This window comes from Actinoplanes sp. NBRC 101535 (genome assembly GCF_030269225.1).
Taxonomy (GTDB): domain Bacteria; phylum Actinomycetota; class Actinomycetes; order Mycobacteriales; family Micromonosporaceae; genus Actinoplanes; species Actinoplanes rectilineatus.
Genome location: NZ_BSSY01000024.1, coordinates 47,890 through 63,111, shown reverse-complemented (window position 1 = coordinate 63,111; position 15,222 = coordinate 47,890). Strand labels below are relative to the sequence as shown.

Annotated in this window: 13 protein-coding genes and 1 pseudogene; 5 read left to right on the top strand and 9 right to left on the bottom strand. The window is 71.7% G+C overall.

Annotation, left to right across the window (positions count from 1 at the left end; genetic code table 11):
* The 8 genes from QSK32_RS40485 to QSK32_RS40450 all read right to left on the bottom strand — a co-directional run bounded on the left by QSK32_RS40485 (position 1) and on the right by QSK32_RS40450 (position 8,410).
* The gene (locus QSK32_RS40485) at positions 1-738 is read right to left on the bottom strand and encodes an anchored repeat-type ABC transporter ATP-binding subunit (protein WP_285474926.1); all 738 of its coding nucleotides are present in this window, start codon (positions 736-738) and stop codon (positions 1-3) included.
* Positions 735-1,622, bottom strand: coding sequence for a choice-of-anchor M domain-containing protein (locus QSK32_RS40480; RefSeq protein ID WP_502872593.1), 888 nt, complete (start codon positions 1,620-1,622; stop codon positions 735-737). The genes QSK32_RS40485 and QSK32_RS40480 overlap by 4 nt, the downstream gene beginning before the upstream one ends.
* Entirely contained in the window at positions 1,619-3,142 is a 1,524-nt protein-coding gene (locus QSK32_RS40475; protein ID WP_285474924.1) for an anchored repeat ABC transporter, substrate-binding protein, read from the bottom strand. Before QSK32_RS40475 ends, QSK32_RS40480 begins: the two co-directional genes overlap by 4 nt.
* 68 nt (positions 3,143-3,210) lie before the next feature.
* Complete coding sequence (locus tag QSK32_RS40470) at positions 3,211-3,849, bottom strand: choice-of-anchor M domain-containing protein (RefSeq protein ID WP_285474923.1); 639 nt, start codon at positions 3,847-3,849, stop codon at positions 3,211-3,213.
* Entirely contained in the window at positions 3,846-4,502 is a 657-nt protein-coding gene (locus tag QSK32_RS40465) for a choice-of-anchor M domain-containing protein (protein WP_285474922.1), read from the bottom strand. The genes QSK32_RS40470 and QSK32_RS40465 overlap by 4 nt, the downstream gene beginning before the upstream one ends.
* 69 nt (positions 4,503-4,571) lie before the next feature.
* On the bottom strand, positions 4,572-6,107 hold the full coding sequence (locus QSK32_RS40460) for a TIGR03773 family transporter-associated surface protein (protein ID WP_285474921.1): 1,536 nt from the start codon (positions 6,105-6,107) through the stop codon (positions 4,572-4,574).
* The gene (locus QSK32_RS40455) at positions 6,104-7,123 is read right to left on the bottom strand and encodes a WxL protein peptidoglycan domain-containing protein (RefSeq protein ID WP_285474920.1); all 1,020 of its coding nucleotides are present in this window, start codon (positions 7,121-7,123) and stop codon (positions 6,104-6,106) included. Before QSK32_RS40455 ends, QSK32_RS40460 begins: the two co-directional genes overlap by 4 nt.
* A 54-nt stretch (positions 7,124-7,177) precedes the next feature.
* Positions 7,178-8,410, bottom strand: a complete 1,233-nt coding sequence (locus QSK32_RS40450) for a choice-of-anchor M domain-containing protein (protein WP_502872595.1) — start codon at positions 8,408-8,410, stop codon at positions 7,178-7,180.
* 145 nt (positions 8,411-8,555) lie between these two features.
* Here QSK32_RS40450 and QSK32_RS40445 point away from each other — a divergent pair, with 145 nt between their 5' ends.
* The 5 genes and pseudogenes from QSK32_RS40445 to QSK32_RS40425 all read left to right on the top strand — a co-directional run bounded on the left by QSK32_RS40445 (position 8,556) and on the right by QSK32_RS40425 (position 14,396).
* Positions 8,556-10,337: a sensor histidine kinase gene (locus QSK32_RS40445; RefSeq protein WP_285474919.1), complete on the top strand. Its 1,782-nt coding sequence runs from the start codon at positions 8,556-8,558 to the stop codon at positions 10,335-10,337.
* The gene (locus tag QSK32_RS40440; RefSeq protein ID WP_045744905.1) at positions 10,328-10,966 is read left to right on the top strand and encodes a response regulator transcription factor; all 639 of its coding nucleotides are present in this window, start codon (positions 10,328-10,330) and stop codon (positions 10,964-10,966) included. Before QSK32_RS40445 ends, QSK32_RS40440 begins: the two co-directional genes overlap by 10 nt.
* 109 nt (positions 10,967-11,075) lie before the next feature.
* Positions 11,076-13,751 (top strand): NACHT domain-containing protein, encoded by a 2,676-nt coding sequence (locus QSK32_RS40435; RefSeq protein ID WP_285474918.1) that lies wholly within the window; start codon positions 11,076-11,078, stop codon positions 13,749-13,751.
* A gap of 91 nt (positions 13,752-13,842) precedes the next feature.
* Positions 13,843-14,053: pseudogene (locus tag QSK32_RS40430) on the top strand (GTP-binding protein); the annotation flags it as partial.
* Between the two features lie 91 nt (positions 14,054-14,144).
* Entirely contained in the window at positions 14,145-14,396 is a 252-nt protein-coding gene (locus QSK32_RS40425) for a type B 50S ribosomal protein L31 (RefSeq protein ID WP_045744923.1), read from the top strand.
* A gap of 48 nt (positions 14,397-14,444) precedes the next feature.
* On the opposite strand, the gene map is transcribed toward QSK32_RS40425, so the two are convergent.
* Entirely contained in the window at positions 14,445-15,212 is a 768-nt protein-coding gene (map, locus tag QSK32_RS40420) for a type I methionyl aminopeptidase (RefSeq protein ID WP_045744907.1), read from the bottom strand.
* Positions 15,213-15,222 lie beyond the last annotated feature (10 nt).

The following is a 15,222-nucleotide window of genomic DNA, read 5'->3' as shown; positions in this document are numbered from 1 at the left end:
TCAGGCCTCCACGGCGACGAGGCCGAGCGTCTTGAGCAGGTGGCTGTCCGCGCCGACCTGGAACGTCCGCATCCAGATGCCGGGGTCTTTCAGGTCCGCGAACGGCCCTTCTCCCACGACGGTGCGATTCATCAGGATCAAACGATCGCAGGTGTACGCCGCGGCGCTCAGATCGTGGGTGGCCATGAGGACCGATCGTTCCCGGGCCAGGGCGGTGAACAGTCCGGTGAGCAGGTCCTGGGACGGCATGTCGAGTCCGGTGAACGGCTCGTCGAGGAGCAGCACCGCGGGGTCCACCACCAGGGCCCGCGCGACCAGGACCCGTTGACGCTGTCCGCCGGACAGTTCACCGACCGGACGTTTCCGCAGTTCACCGAGGCGCACCCGGTCCAGCGCGTCCCACACGGCCGTCCAGTGCCGCACGCCGGGGCGCCGGAACAGGCCGATCCGGCGGACCAGTCCACTCATCACGGCGTCCTGCACCGACGCCGGGAAGTCCCAGGCGAACTCGTGCCGTTGCGGGACGTATCCCGCGCCGCCGCCGGACAGCGTCACCGATCCGGCGGTCAGCGGGACGAGGCCGAGCGCGGCCCGCAGCAGGGTGGTCTTGCCTGCGCCGTTCGGCCCGACGAGCCCGGTGAACGCGCCGCGCCGTACCGACACGGTGGCGTCCTCGAGGGCGGTCCGGCCGCCGAGCCGCACGGTCACCCCGGTCAGGGTCAGCACGTCCGGGTTCATGACCGGTCCCGTTCGGCACGCCGCCGGGCGGCCGCGCCGCGGGCGACGAGCAGGACGACGAGGGCGAGCACCGCGACGGCCGCGCCACCGGCGACGACGAGAGAACCGGTGGTCGCTTCCGTGGTGGCCGGAGCCGCCGCCGGTGTCGTGCCCGGCAGGAGATCGCCGGCATAGGTCGCGGCGCGCGCTGCGGCCGGATCGGTGGTGTCGCCGATCGCGAACCGCAGGATCGTGCTCGCCGCGATGGTGCCGCCGTCCGCCAGGTCCGCGGTGACGTCCACGGCGACCAGGTAGGCGCCGGGCTTGCTGAACACCCAGTTGGCGTGGGTGTGCGTGTTCGTCTCGGCCCAGATGCTCTGTGCCTGCGGCTTGGCCGAGGCCCACAGGACCTGCGGCGCGCCGAGGTTGCCCGACTGCAGGTAGACGGTGAGGCTGCCCGGTCCCTGGACACCTCGCAGGGTCATCGTCACGCCCCGGTCGATCGCGGACATCACCCCGGGGTCCTGGGTGTTCCAGCCGATCCACACGACGTCGTCCTGCTGGGTCTGCGGGACCACGTAGACCTCGCTGCCCGGTGCCTCGCCCAGAAACGCGTACGCGTCGTCGGCCGGGATCTGCTGGCGTGCGGTGTCGCGTACCCGGAAGATCGCCTCCTCGGGATGGCGCCAGACCGCCGGGGATGTCGCATCGTCGTGGATCTGCACCGACCATGCGCCGTCGCGATAGCGTGGCCCGATGTCGGCATGCCCGGCTTCCAGGACCGCCGGGCCGGTCGCCACGGACTGGCTCGGGTCGAGACTCTGGGACAGCCCGTCGCCCGGGTCGGCCGAGGCCGGCGAGCCGATGAGCAGGACGGCCGCGAGGACGGCGAGGATTCGTGTCATGAGAGGCATGTCCTGAGGGAGTCGGCGTTGAAGCGCATCATCGCGACGTAGGTGTGGACGGTGGCGTCGAAGGCGTCGCCGTAGATGTCGCAGACCGCGACGCCCTGCTCCGCCGCGACCTCGACGAGCGTCGACGAGCGGGCGCGCAGGTTGGGTTCCAGGAAGACCGCTTTGATCTTCAGGTTCCGCAGCGTTCCGGTGAGTTTGCGGCGGTCGGCGAGGCTGGGTTCGACCGCCGGGTTCGGGGTGACGAAACCGGCGACCGGAATGCCGTAGGCGTGTGCCAGATAGCCGAAGGCGTCGTGGGTGGTCACCAGGTGGCGGTTCGCGACCGGAATGGCGGCGATGCTGTCGGTGAGATAGGTGTCGAGCGCGCTGAGTTCCCGCAGATAGCGGTCGGCGTTGGCGCGGTAGTCGGCGGCGCCGGCCGGGTCCACGCCGATCAGCGTGTCGCGGATCAGTTCGGTGTAGGCCTGGGCGTTGCCGACGTCCTGCCACAGATGCGGGTCGATCTCACCGTGCACGTGCCGGCCGAGAACGGCCTGCGGCAATTGGTGGATCTGCTGGCCGGGACGGCCGAGGAACCGGAATCCGGGACCGGCGGGAATCTCCTGCAATGCTTTGGCCGGGACCTCGATGACGGTGCGACCGGCGTCGTACCGTTGTTGCGTGTGGTCCCCGCCGCCTTCCGGATCGGCGTAGAGGTAGAGCTCCCCGGAGTCGATGTCGACGGTCAGGTCGGCGTGTCCCTGGCCGAGCACGGTCGCACCGGGCACCGAATGCGGATCCACCCCGACGGCGAAGGTGAACGTCTGTTCGCCGAGCGGGACGGGGGCGGTGTCGTCGGTGACGGCCAGTTCCGCGCGCAGCGTCAGCCGGTAGACGCCGGGCTCGGAGAACGCCCAGCTCATGTGGGTGTGCGCGTCGGGCGGCAGGATCGCGGTGCCGCCGTTCGCGTCGAAGGTGACGTCGGGCTGCCCGAACGACTGGGTCAGGTAGGCGGTGAGCGTGCCCGGCCCGTCGACGGCGGTGGCCGTCAGCCGCACTTCGGACAGCCGGGTCACGCCGCGGGCGGCGCCGGTGCCGCGGGCGCGCAGGCCGAGCCAGATGGTGTCGAGGGAGGTGTCCTCGACCAGCGGGATGATCTCGGCGGCGTACTTGGTGGCGCCCTCGGCGAGGGAGATGTTCGGGACGCCGTCGCGCAGGTTCGCGTCCAGCGCCTTGATCACGGCTTGCGGTTCGAGCAGCAGGTAGTTGCTGAACGCCAGGTCGGCGTAGACGGTGTTGCGCACGTCGCGCAACGACGGCTCGTAGGCGTGCGGGTCGGCGTTGTCCGGGATCAGCGCGTCGGCCAGGACCCGGTCGCCGCCGACGTTGCGAACCAGGTCGGCGAGGATGCCGGTCGTCGTGATCACCTGGATCCGGTCGTCGGCGCCGGTGAAGGCGGGCGGGGCGGCGCAGGCGCTGAGCAGGACCGCCAGGACGGCCGCCGCACAGACCCGGGCCGGGCGGTGCCACATGGGAGTTCCGTTCTCTACGCTGGGGTGGTGGGTCCGCCTCAATTAGGGTGAGGCGGACCCACGCTTCGTCAGTTCAGGACGGTGAAGGTGTACGCGGTGGGGCCGCTCGTGACGGTGGCCCCGGTCGTCGCCAGCTGGGCGGTGACCTCGAACGTGACGATGTAGGTGCCCGCCGCGCTGAAGGCCCAGTTGGCGTGGGCGTGACTGTTGCGGGCCACGGTGAGCGTGTCGGGCAGCCCGTCACCGGAGTCGAACGACTTCGACGGGGTGCCGAACGATCCGGTGGTGTAGGTGCTGAACCGTCCCGGCCCGGTGACGCCGGTGAGCCGCAGGTTCACCGAGTCGGACTGGACCGCACCGGACGGGACGCCCAGGGTGTTCCAGCCGGCGTAGAGCAGGCCGGCCTGCTGGGTCTGCGGCAGCACCCACGCGGTGTCGCCGGCGGTGCCGAGGAACGACCAGGCCGTACCGCTGGGGACGGTGACCTTGGCGGTGGCCGGGACCTGGAGGATCACGTCGGAGGCGGGCCGGTCGACGTCGGTGGCGCCGGTGCCGTCCAGGACGTCCAGGGTCAGGGCGCTGTTCGCGTAGTCGATGTCGAGGATGTCGACGTGACCGGCGCTGAGCGTGACCGTGGCGGCGTTCGCGGGCGCCGGGATCAGTCCGACGACCGCGATCGCGGTGAGGGCGGCGAGTGCCCGCCTCACTTCTGGACCTTGAAGGTGTACGTGGCCGGCTCGGACGTGACCGTCTCGCCGCTGCCGGCGAGGGTGGCCGAGGCGCTGACGGTCAGCTTGTACGTGCCGGGACGCTCGAACGCCCAGTTGACGTGCTCGTGCGAGCCGGCGCCGAGGGCGACCGTGTCCGGCAGGCCGTCACCGCTGTCGACCAGCACGTTCGGGGTGCCGACCGCGTCCGAGGTGAAGACGGCCACGTCGCCGGGGCCCCGCACGTTCTGGACGTCGATGCTGACCTGGTCACTGGCGAAGACGCCGGCCTCCAACTCCTCGGTGGACAGGCCGGCCCAGAGCAGGTCCGGGTTCTGGATCTCCGGGAGGATCCAGACGCTGTCACCGGGGTCGCCGAGGAACGCGTAGTTCGCGTCGTCCGGGACGGCGGTCTGGGCGGCTTTCTTGACGAGCAGCACCACCTCGGACGGGGCGAACTCGGCGTCGGACTCCTCGTCGTGGACGGCCAGTTCGAGCTGGCCGTCCTCGTACTCGACGTCGACGGCGTCGACGTGGCCGGAACTGAGCACCGTCGGCGGCACGGCGGGGTGGGCCTGCGCGGGACCGGCGACCCCGGCCAGGGAGGCGGCGAGGAAACCGCTGCCGGCCAGCAGTCGGAGGGATTTACGCACGGACGGACTCCTTCGATGTTGCGGTCGTCCCCATCGGACGAACCGCGTTAACGATAATGGTTTTCATCTTCACTGGGAAGGCTTGCGGCGGCGCGTCATGAAGATCGTCACTGCACCCAGCGCAACGGAGACGAGACCACCGGCGGCGACCAGGGCGACGTTCGCGCCGGTCTTCGCGAGGGCACCGCCCTGGCCGGCCTGCGCCGTGGCCCCGGAACCGGGCTGCGCCGTGGCCCCGGGACCGGGCTGCGCATCGTCATCGACCGCGGTGCCGTCGCCGACCGCGATCGTGAGCGTGCGGGTGTCGGACACGGCCTTACCCGCCTTGGTGGTGCCGCTCATCCGGACCGCCAGCCGGTAGGTGCCGGCCCTCGTGAACGCCCAGTTGCCGTGCGCGTGCGTGTTCAGCGGGATCGCCAGCCTCTGCGGCAGCGCCCTCGCCGAGTCGAACAACACATCCGGAGTACCGAACGAGCTGGTCAGGAACAGCTTGAACGCCCCGGGACCGGTGACGCCCTCCAGCGTCCAGGTCACCGCACCGCTGACGCCTGCGATCACCGAGCTGTCCTGGGTGTTCCAACCGGGCCAGACGATCCCGTCCTGCTGCGTCTGCGGGAGCAACCAGACCGGGTCGCCGGTCGCGCCGAGGAACGCGTACCCGTCACCGGCCGGGATTTTGATCTTCGCCTTGTCGGTGACCTTGAGGGTGACGTCGGCGAGTTCCCGCCAGGTGGCCGGCGTGGTCGCGTCGTCCTTCAGCCGGACCCGCCAGGTGCTGCCGTCGAGCTGCGGTCCCATGTCGACGTGACCGTCACTGATCACTGTCTTACCGGTCGCCGTCGTGCTGGTCGCCGCCTTACCGATCGCAGCCTTACCGGTCGCCGCCTTACTGGTCGCCGCTTTATTGGTCGTCGCGCCCTGGCCTGTCGTCGCGGCCTGGGCCCGGCCCACCGCGGTCCCGGCCGATGCGGGGGCCACCACCAGGGGCGGGACCTCCACGGTGTACGTCTGCGTGACCTGCTCCCTGCCCGCGGCGGCCGCGAAGGTCAGCTCGTGGGTTCCGGCGGTGTCGAACGTCCAGGCCACTCCCCCGAGCCGTCGCCCGGCCGGAATCGTGACGCTCGTCCGGCCGTCGCTGTCGAGCAGAACCGTGGGACGGCCCCACTCCGACAGCGTGTAGATCGCGACCTTCCCCGGGCCGTCGGCCTTCACCAGCCGCAGCGTGACGTCACCCCCGCTGACGCCGGTGGTGTCGATGGCCGGGAACCGTGGCCCACCGGCCGCCAGCGACCACACCGGTCTTCCGGGCTCGCCGAGGAAGGCGAACGCCGGGTCGTCGGGCAGTGCCGCCGACAGCCCGCCCTCGGGGCCGAGCACGATGCCGCCGGGATCGACGCCCGCACCGGCCGCGCGATCCTCACCTCCACCGGCTGCGCGATCCTCCCGGAACCGCAGGGACAGATCGTCGCCCTTCTTCGTGACGACGATCAGGTCGGCGCCCTCGGCACTGGGCCGGTCCGGCCTGTTCGGGGCGGCGAACGCGACATCGGGCATCGCAACCGTCGCGGTGACGGCGATCGCCGCGGCGAACGCGGAACGTCTCATCGGTCTCCCTCTCTACTGACATCGGCGGCCTCACTGACATCGGCGGACGGCTCACCGCCGCGCTCCTCCCCGGCAGCACCGCCGACGGACGACTCCCGGCCACGTTTCTCGGCCGCGGCGATGGCTGCGGCATAGCGGCGACGGTTACGGCGGCGACGCCGGACCACCACGACGACCAGCAGCACGAGCAGGCCGGCCAGGACCAGTTGCGGCCACGGGACCAGCCAGATCGCGGTCACCTGCTCGACGCCGTGCGGCTCGACGCCGGCCGTGACGGCGACGCGCATCAGGGGCAGCACGTGGTGGGCGGTCACCGAGGCGCGCAGTCCGCTGCCGGGCAGTAACTCCGGCAGCGCCTCGCCCGTGGACCGTCCGCCGCCGACGGTCAGGGTCGGCTGTGAGGTCAGGCGCTGGTTGCCGGTGTTGGCGACGGTGAACGCGGCGGTCACCGTCGGCAGGCGCAACGGGTTCCACGGGACGTCCGCGCGCACCCGTAGGTCGCGGACGGTCAGCTCGGGGCGCAGGTCGCCGGTCACGCGAAAATGGACCCGGGTGCCGACCCGGTGGTCGACGGCCACCCCGTCCGCGGTGGCGGTGGTGACCAGCGAGGCGACCACACCGCCGGAATGGTCGCCGGGTGTGGCGTTCGACGGGACGACGATGGCGATCGGGACGACCGTCCGGGACCCGGCCTTCAGGGTGATCGCGTCCCGGGCGGGCGTCACCCAGGATCCGGCGTCGACCGGTGCGCTGCCGGCCGGCAGCAGGTCGTAACCACCGCCGGCCGTGGTGTAGGCGTCACTGGCGTACAGCCGTACCGTCAAGGGCTTCTCGGAATGGTTGGTCACGGTGACGTGGTCGGTCAGGTGGGTGCCCGGGTCGACGGTGTACTCCAGGGCCGTCCGGCCGTCCGGGCCCTGTGCGCCCGACGGCGCCACGGACCAGGTGAGAGTGGGATTCACGGGAGCTGCCGGAACGGTCAGGGTGGCGGCGAGCAGCAGCGCGAGCGTACGCACAAGAGGTCTCTTCGATCGGGAGGAGCGTGGCGGAGGCGAACCCCCGCCACGCACTCAGATGGCCGTGAGGGTCAGCGTCGCCCGGTAGGTGCCGGGCGCCGTGTCCGTGGGGACGCTGAGCCGGAGTCCGGCGTCGAGTTCGGCGGTGCCGCGTCCCTTGCCGGCCGGAGCCGAACCGAGGACGCCGCCGGCGCCGAGTCCGGTCGCCGCCGGGCCGGCCACCACACCCTGGCCGGCGGCCTGGGTGGTGACCTGCGGAGTCCAGCCGAGGTGGTCGCCGCCGAACGTGGCACCGTCCGGGCCGGTGAAACCGCCGTCGATCCGGCCGGACACGCTCCACCCGGGCTGCGCCGCCCTGGTGTCGGTGACCGATACCGGCCGGAGAGCGCCGTTGCTCTCCCATCGGTCACCGGTGGTGTTGAGGGTCGCGGCCGGGAGGGTGGCCTCCCGGTCCTCGGGGTCGACGCTGAGCACGAGCGCGCCCGCACCGGCGTCGATCTCCGCGGTGATGCTCTTGGAGACGCCGTTGGGCTCTTGTCCCCCGTCGCCGCCCCCGCTGCCGTCGTCGCCGTCGCCGTCGCCGTCGCCGCCATCGCCGTCGCCGTTGCCGTCGCCGCTGCCGTCGTCATCCCCGACCAGGAATCGGTAGTTCACCGGGCCGGTCGACAGCACCGTCCCGTTGGCGAGGACCGCGTCGGCCTGGAACTTCAGCGTGTAGCGGCCGGTCGCGCCGAACACCCAGCTGGCGTGCGCGTGGGTGTGCACGGCCACGTCGAGGGAGTCCGGCAGCCCGTCGGCGCTGGCGAACCGGACCGCCGGGACACCGAGCGAACTGGTGTCGAAGAGCGTCACCGCACCCGGGCCGTCGACGCCGACCAGGCTGATGGTGACCTTGTCGTTCTTGAAGACGCCGGAGTCGAGCGTGGTGGTGTTCCAGCCGGGCCAGAGCAGTGCCGGGTCCTGGACCTGCGGGAGCATCCAGATCGGCGTACCCACGGCGCCCAGGAACCTGAAGGCGTCGAGGTCGGGCACCTCGGTCCTGGCGGCCGGCAGCACCTGGAACGTGACGTCCGCGGGGTCCCGCTCGACGGCCGGGCTGACCGTGTCGTCCTTGATCTTCAGCGCCAGCCTGCCGTTCGCGTAGTGCACGTCGACGGCGTCGGTGTGCCCCTGGGACAGCACCACGGCCTCGGCGGCCCGCGCCGGCGTACCCACCAGAGCGGCGCCGACCAGCACGGCCGCCATCACCGCTCCCCGTAAGGCTCTCATCACACCCCTCTTTCTTATCGCTAGTGAAACTCGTTTTCATTTCCGGTTCGGGAACCTAGCACGCCGGACCGTCGACTGTGAACCGCGAGGGTTTGCCCTCAACTTCCGGAATGCGGGCGACCGCCGTTGCCCCGGCCACCACACGTCGACAAACATCGACGCCATGGCCCGTTCACCCGCCCCACCGGCGAACGATCCGGTCGTCGGCTGGCGGCCGATCCTCGTCGCCGTCGTCGCCGGGCTCCTCGCCGTGGTGTTCTGGCTCCCGCGCTGGGACAGCGACTTCCTGCTGGGCGTCCTCTACGTGCTCGACGTGGCCTCGTTCGCCATGACCGGGACGTTCCTGCTGACCGACGGGCGCACCGGCCGACTGGGCTGGGGCATGATCGGCGCGTCGTTCTGCTACGCGGTGTCGTGGTGGTGGATCTGGCCACCGGCCTGGCAGTGGGGACCGGTGCCGCTGATCTCCTTCGTCCTGGGGTACGGCTGGTTCGTCGTCGGTGGCCTGGCCCTGGTCCGCTACCCCGAACCGGCTCTCGGGCACCGCCACGAGAGGTTCTACTTCGCGACCCTGGCCATCTGGGTCTTCGGCGGCAAGATCGTGGTCGCCACCGTGTCCCGTCCGGAATGGATCCGCTGGAACCCGGACGCCTGGTGGCCCACCGTCGTCGCGGACGAGAGCCTCTACCGGCTGGTCAGCGGCGCGGTGGGCATCGGGGTGACCGGGCTGGCGCTGCTGCTGCCGGTGCTGCTGCTCTACCGGGTCCGGCATTCGCAGGGCCTGGAACGCTCGGACATGATCCCGGCGACGGCGGCGGCCGTCTCGATCGGCGTGGTCGGCGGCCTCTACCTGATCGCGGTGAACCTGCACGTGACCGGGCCGCTGACCGACGCGCTGCGGGCGCTGTCGGCGTTCGCCGCCCTGGTGGCGCCGGTCGCCTTCATCGTCAGCCTGATCCAGCGCCGGCTCAAGAGCGGACTCGGCGAGTCCGACCTGCGCCTGCTGTCACGCAGCGACACCGTCGAGGAGATGCAGGCCGCCCTGCGCCGGGTCCTCGACGACGACACCCTCGTGCTGGCTGTCCGATCCGGATCACCGACGAGCTTCCTCGCGCCGAACGGGTACCCGATCGCCGTCGACGAGGACACCCGCTGGCTGGTGGAGGTGCCGGACCGCAACGGCCGCCCGATCGCCGCCCTGCTCGTCGACCCGACGCTGCACCGGCGCGAGAACACCGTCCGCGCCGCCGCCGCGGCCTGCGGCATCGTCCTCACCGACGGCATGCTGCAAGACGACCTGACCGAGAAACTGTCCCAGTCGCAACGTTCCCGGTCCCGGCTGACCCGGGACTCGCTCAACGAGTTGCAGCGCATCGGCCACGAACTGCACGACGGCGTCAACTCGACGCTGCAGGCCGTACAGGCACACCTCAGCCGGATCCGGATCCACCTGCGACGGCACCGGGCGGGGCAGGACCGGACCACGGAACTCGGCGACGCACTGGACGACGCGCAGGCCGCCGTCCAGGTCGCGGTCAAGGAACTACGGGACCTGGCCCGCGGCATCCACCCCGAGGTGCTCGCCGAAGGTCTCGGCCCCGCCCTGCAGCTCAAGTTCGACGGCGTCGCCACCCCGATCACCCTGGACATCGACGAGCGGCGCACCCCGCCGGAGGTGGAACTCATCATGTACCTGCTGCTCAGCGAGGCGGTGACCAACGCCCTGAAACACGCGCACGCGAGCCGGATCACGGTGTCCACCCGGATCGTGGACGGTCACGCCGTCGCCCGGGTCGGCGACGACGGTCGCGGCGGCGCCCACGCCACCCCGGGATCCGGGCTGGCCGCCCTCAGCGAACGGGTCCGGTCCCTGCGCGGCGAACTGACCGTCCGCGGCGGTCCCGGCGGCGGCACCGTCGTCGAGGGCGTGATCCCGTGCGCGTAGCCCTCGCCGAGGACAACCCCATCTTCCGCAGCAGCCTGGCCCTGCTGCTGGGCACCCTGGACATCGACGTGGTGCTCGCCGTGGGTGACGGCCCGTCGCTGCTGACCGGCATCGCCGCCGACCCGCCCGACGTGGTGATCCTCGACGCGCGCATGCCACCGTCCGGCGACGAGGAGGGCTTCCGGGTAGCCGAGCGGGTGCACCGGGTGCACGAGCGGGTGGGCATCCTGCTCTTCTCCGACTACCAGTTCTTCGCGTACGCGCGCCGCCTCGTCGAACGGATCCCCCGCGGAGTCGGCTACCTGATCAAGGACCGTGTTCGCGACGACGAGGTACTCAAGGACGCGATCGTCCGGGTGGCGGCCGGCGACGTCGTGCTGGACGACGTCATCGCCCAGCGCATCTCCGCGGCCGCGCCCGGCGAGCTCTCCCCCACCGAACGGGAGGTGCTGCGCCACGTCGCGTCCGGGCTCAGCAACCACGCCGTGGCGACGGTGATGTTCAGCAGCGACGCCGCCGTGGAACGGCACCTGACAAGCATCTTCCGCAAACTCGGCCTGCCGTCCGACCCGGGCCACAACCGGCGGGTCCTCGCGATTCTGCAATGGCTGGACGCCCAGCGGCCGTGAGGGTTTCCCCTCCTGTCCGCCTCGCCGGAGATCTCATAGCTTTGGATGTGTAGCGCCCTTCCTCGCAGAAAGGGCAATGATGTCCGGCTATCGGAATGATTCCCGTCGCGTGTCGTGGCGCAGCCTCCTGTCGGCGGGCGCCGCACTGTCCGCCGGCGCCGCGATCATCGTCATGGTGGTCCTCCTGGTACAGGGCATCGACAAGGCCGACCCGTGGGGCAGCGCCGTCGGTGCGCTGCTGGCCGCCGTGGCCCTGCTGTTCACCGTCGCCGACCGCCAGTTCGCCCCGGCACCCGGACGCACCCCGGTGACCGCCGGGGATCTGGCGGCGATCCGCGAGGAGATCCTCAGCCGGCGTGGCCGGGAGGCCGACGACCGGGGACTCCGCCAGCCCCGCGGCGAGCTCCTCCCGGTGACCGTGGCGGGCCTCGAGCACACCGTGGACGAGGCCCCGGACCGGCTCTGGACCCATCAGGAGTTCTCGCTGGCCTGGACGCGGTTCGTACTGGACCGGCACACGCCCGGACCGATCCGGCTGGCGATCCACGGCGTCGGCGGCGCCGGCAAGACCACCCTCGCGTTGCTGCTCACGCTGGGTCTGGCCGGCCGGCGTACCGACCCCGGAACCGCCTCCGGCACCTCTTCCGGCGCTTCCTCCGGCCAGGACGACCTCACACCGGTGCCGCTGTTGATCTCGCTGTCCGGCTACACCGGCCGGACGCCGTTCGTCGGCTGGCTCAACCGCCGGGCGTGCCGGCTCTACCCGTCGCTGCGCCGGATCCAGGCCCACGACGACACCGGACCGGTCGGCCGGCTGCTGCGGTCCGGCCGGGCGGTGCTGATCCTGGACGGCTGGGACGAGATGCCCTCCACCGCCCGGGCCGGGGCGGCCCGGCAGCTGTGGCAGTCCCTCGGCGGCGACTGGTCGGTCGTGATCCTGTCCCGGGCGGCGACCTCCGATCGGGTGCGGGAACGCCTCGGCGCGCTCGCCGGCGAAGTGGAGATCGTCGCGGTCCAGCCGCCGACGGTGCGGCAGCGGGTGGCCTACCTGCGGCAGCGCGCGGCGATCGGGTACGGGTCCCGCTGGGACCCGCGCGGCGTCGAGGAACTCGCCCGGGTCCTGCCCCACCGGCCCGCGCTCCTCTCGGTCCTGTCGACACCGATGATGCTCGAACTGGCGTCGCGGGCCGCCGGGCGCGGCGACATCACCGTCGACGCGTTGACCACGCTGGCCTCGGACGGGCCGCGGCACGCCACCCGCAGCCGTCTGCTGCGGTTGCACGTGGACTGGGCCACCGGCACCGGCCGGCGGCTGCCGTCGAAACTGCTCAGCCGGGATCGCAGCACCTGGTGGCTGACCTACCTGGCGCACGTGATGGTCGCCGGGAAGACGCACCGGCTGTCCTGGTGGCGGGCCGTCGGCGAGCCGCCCCGGCAGGCACTGGCCGTCGCGTCCGCGCTGTCGGTCCTCCCCGCGTACCGGCTGGCCCTGCAGATGCCGGTCGGGTTGACCCGGGGCCTGGCGATCGGGTGCGGAGTGGGGGTCGGCGCGGCCTTCCTCCGGGCCCGGCCGATGACGTGGCGGACCGCCCCGGCCGTGTTCGCCACCGTCGCCGGTGGGGTGTTCGCCGTCGGAACGATGCTGTGCGGGTGGCGGCAGGCGACCGCCGACGCGCTCGAGATCGCGTCGAGCGTCACGGCCGCCTACCTGTGCCTCGACACGCTGCTGCGCTCCCGGTGGCCGCGACGGCTCCCGGCCAGGGTCCGGGAGCCGGTCCTGCGGCGGGTTCGCGGCTGGGGCCACCGGTCCCGGCGGTTCGGTCCGCCGGTCCTGGCCAGCCTGGCCCTGGGGGTCGCCGGGACGCTGCCGCCGGTGCTGTTCGCCCGGCTGACCGGTTTCGTCGACCCGGAGCGGACACCCGCCACCGTGTACATCGCGGTGACGTTCGGCATCGGGCTCGCCACCGTCGCCGCCCGCACGTATCTCACCCGGGAGGAGACCGTACCGAGCGAGATCCGGATCCGGGGCGGGGCGCGGACCGAGCCGTGGCACAGCGCGGTCCTGGTCGGGGTGCTGTTCGCCACCGCCATCGGTGCCGGGGGCGCGATCGGCGGCGGGATCCGGTACGGCCTCGACTACGCGTACGCCGTCGGTGTGGTGTTCCTGTTCGTCGCCGGATTCCCGGTCGGGCTGGTCGGCGGCACGGTCAAGTGGCTGTGCTCGCCGTCGTCGCGGGCTCCCGCGGATGTCTCCGGCAGTACCGTTCCCTCCGGGCCGGTGGAGCAGGACGAGGCGTTCGGCCGGCCCGAGTCGCCGGTGACGATGCGCGACGACCGTCGGCTCGCCATCGCGATCCTCGCCGGTGTCACGGTGCTGGCCGCCGTCTTCATCACGATGCTCGGTCACGTGGCGCCCGGGCATCTGGCGGTGATCCGGGAGCACGCGCGGAGCTACGCGATCGGGCCGGAGGACGCGCTGCTCGTGACGTCGACGCTCGGGGTGATCGTCGCGTGCGCGTACACCGTCTGGCCGGTCTTCCTGGTCGCTCACCTGTGGCGGGTGGCGCACCGGGACCTGCCGTGGCGGCTGCTGGTCTTCGCCGCCGAGCTGCAGGACTCTCTGCTGATCATCCGCGACGGCGACACGTACCGGTTCCGGTACGCCGGGTTGCGCACCTACCTCGGCGAGGAGCTCTACGCGGAGCTTCGCCGGGAGGGACCACCACCGGCGGCGACGGCGTCCAGCAGCGCGCGCACCTGGCCCGCCTCCTCGAGCGGCCTGTAACACCGCCCGGCACCCCGGCCCCGCCGCCGGCTCTCTTGACAGGGCAGCTAACGTACAATGAAAATCGTTTCCAACAAGCCGGGGAGGGCGTGTGCCGAAGCTGCCGGTCACCGTCCTGTCCGGATTCCTCGGGGCCGGCAAGACCACCCTGCTCGACCACCTGCTCGCCAACCGCGACGGCCTGCGCGTCGCGGTGATCCTCAACGACATGAGCGAGATCAAACATCGACGCCGCGCCGGTCCGCGACGGCTGCGGGCTGTCGCGGACCGAGGAACGCCTGGTCGAGATGACGGCGTCCTGCGGTCGAAGGGTTTCCTCTGGCACACCTTCCCCGACCCGTTCCCCCAGTGGCAGCTCGACGAGTTGCCGCACGACCATCACCGAGGAGAATCATGAGAGCCGGCATCCACCCCGAGTACCGCCCGGTCGTGTACCGCGACCGCAGCGCCGACTTCGCCTTCCTGACCCGGTCCACCGCCACCAGCGAGAAGACGATCGAGTGGGAGGACGGCAACACCTACCCGGTGATCGACGTCGAGATCTCGGCCGCCAGCCACCCGTTCTGGACCGGCCGGCAACGGCTGCTCGACACCGCGGGGCGGGTGGAGAAGTTCCGCGCCAAGTACGCCCGCCACCAGCGCTGAAAAACAGCGGGGGACGGCAGGCGAGTCGCCTGCCGTCCCCCGCTCTCGTCAGGAGACCGCGGTGAGAACCTGCGGCCCGTCCGGGGTGATCGCGATGGTGTGCTCGGAGTGCGCGGTCCGGGAACCGTCCGCCGACCGGATCGTCCAGCCGTCCGCGTCAAACTTGATCTTGTCGGTGGCGGCGCAGAACCACGGCTCGATCGCCACCGTCAGACCCGGTTCGAGCTTCATGCCGCGCCCGGCCCGCCCGTTGTTGGCGATGTGCGGCGACTCGTGCATGGTGCGGCCCAGGCCGTGCCCGCCGAACTCGAGGTTCACGGTGTACCCGTACCGGTGCGCGACCCCGCCGATCGCCGCGGAGATGTCACCGATCTTGCCGCCCGGCCGGGCCGCCGCGATGCCGGCCTCCAGCGCCACCTCGGTCGCCTCGATCAGTTTCAGGTCGTCCGCACTCGGCGTGCCGACGACCGTCGACACCGCGGCGTCCGCGACCCAGCCGTCGATGCCGACCGCCATGTCCACGCTGAGCAGGTCACCGTCCCGCAGCACGTAGTCACGCGGCAGACCGTGCAGCACCGCGTCGTTGACCGACAGGCACAGCACGTTGCGGAACGGTCCCCGGCCGAACGACGGCGCGTAGTCCCAGTAGCACGACTCGGCGCCGCGCTCCTTGATCCGGCCCCGTGCGTGCTGCTCCAGGTCCATCAGGTTGACGCCCACGTCGGCGATCCCCTTCAGCTCGGCCAGCAGCTCACCGACGAACCGGCCGGTCACGGCCATCCGCCCGATCTCCTCCGGGGACTTCAGCTCGATCATGACGTTCCTT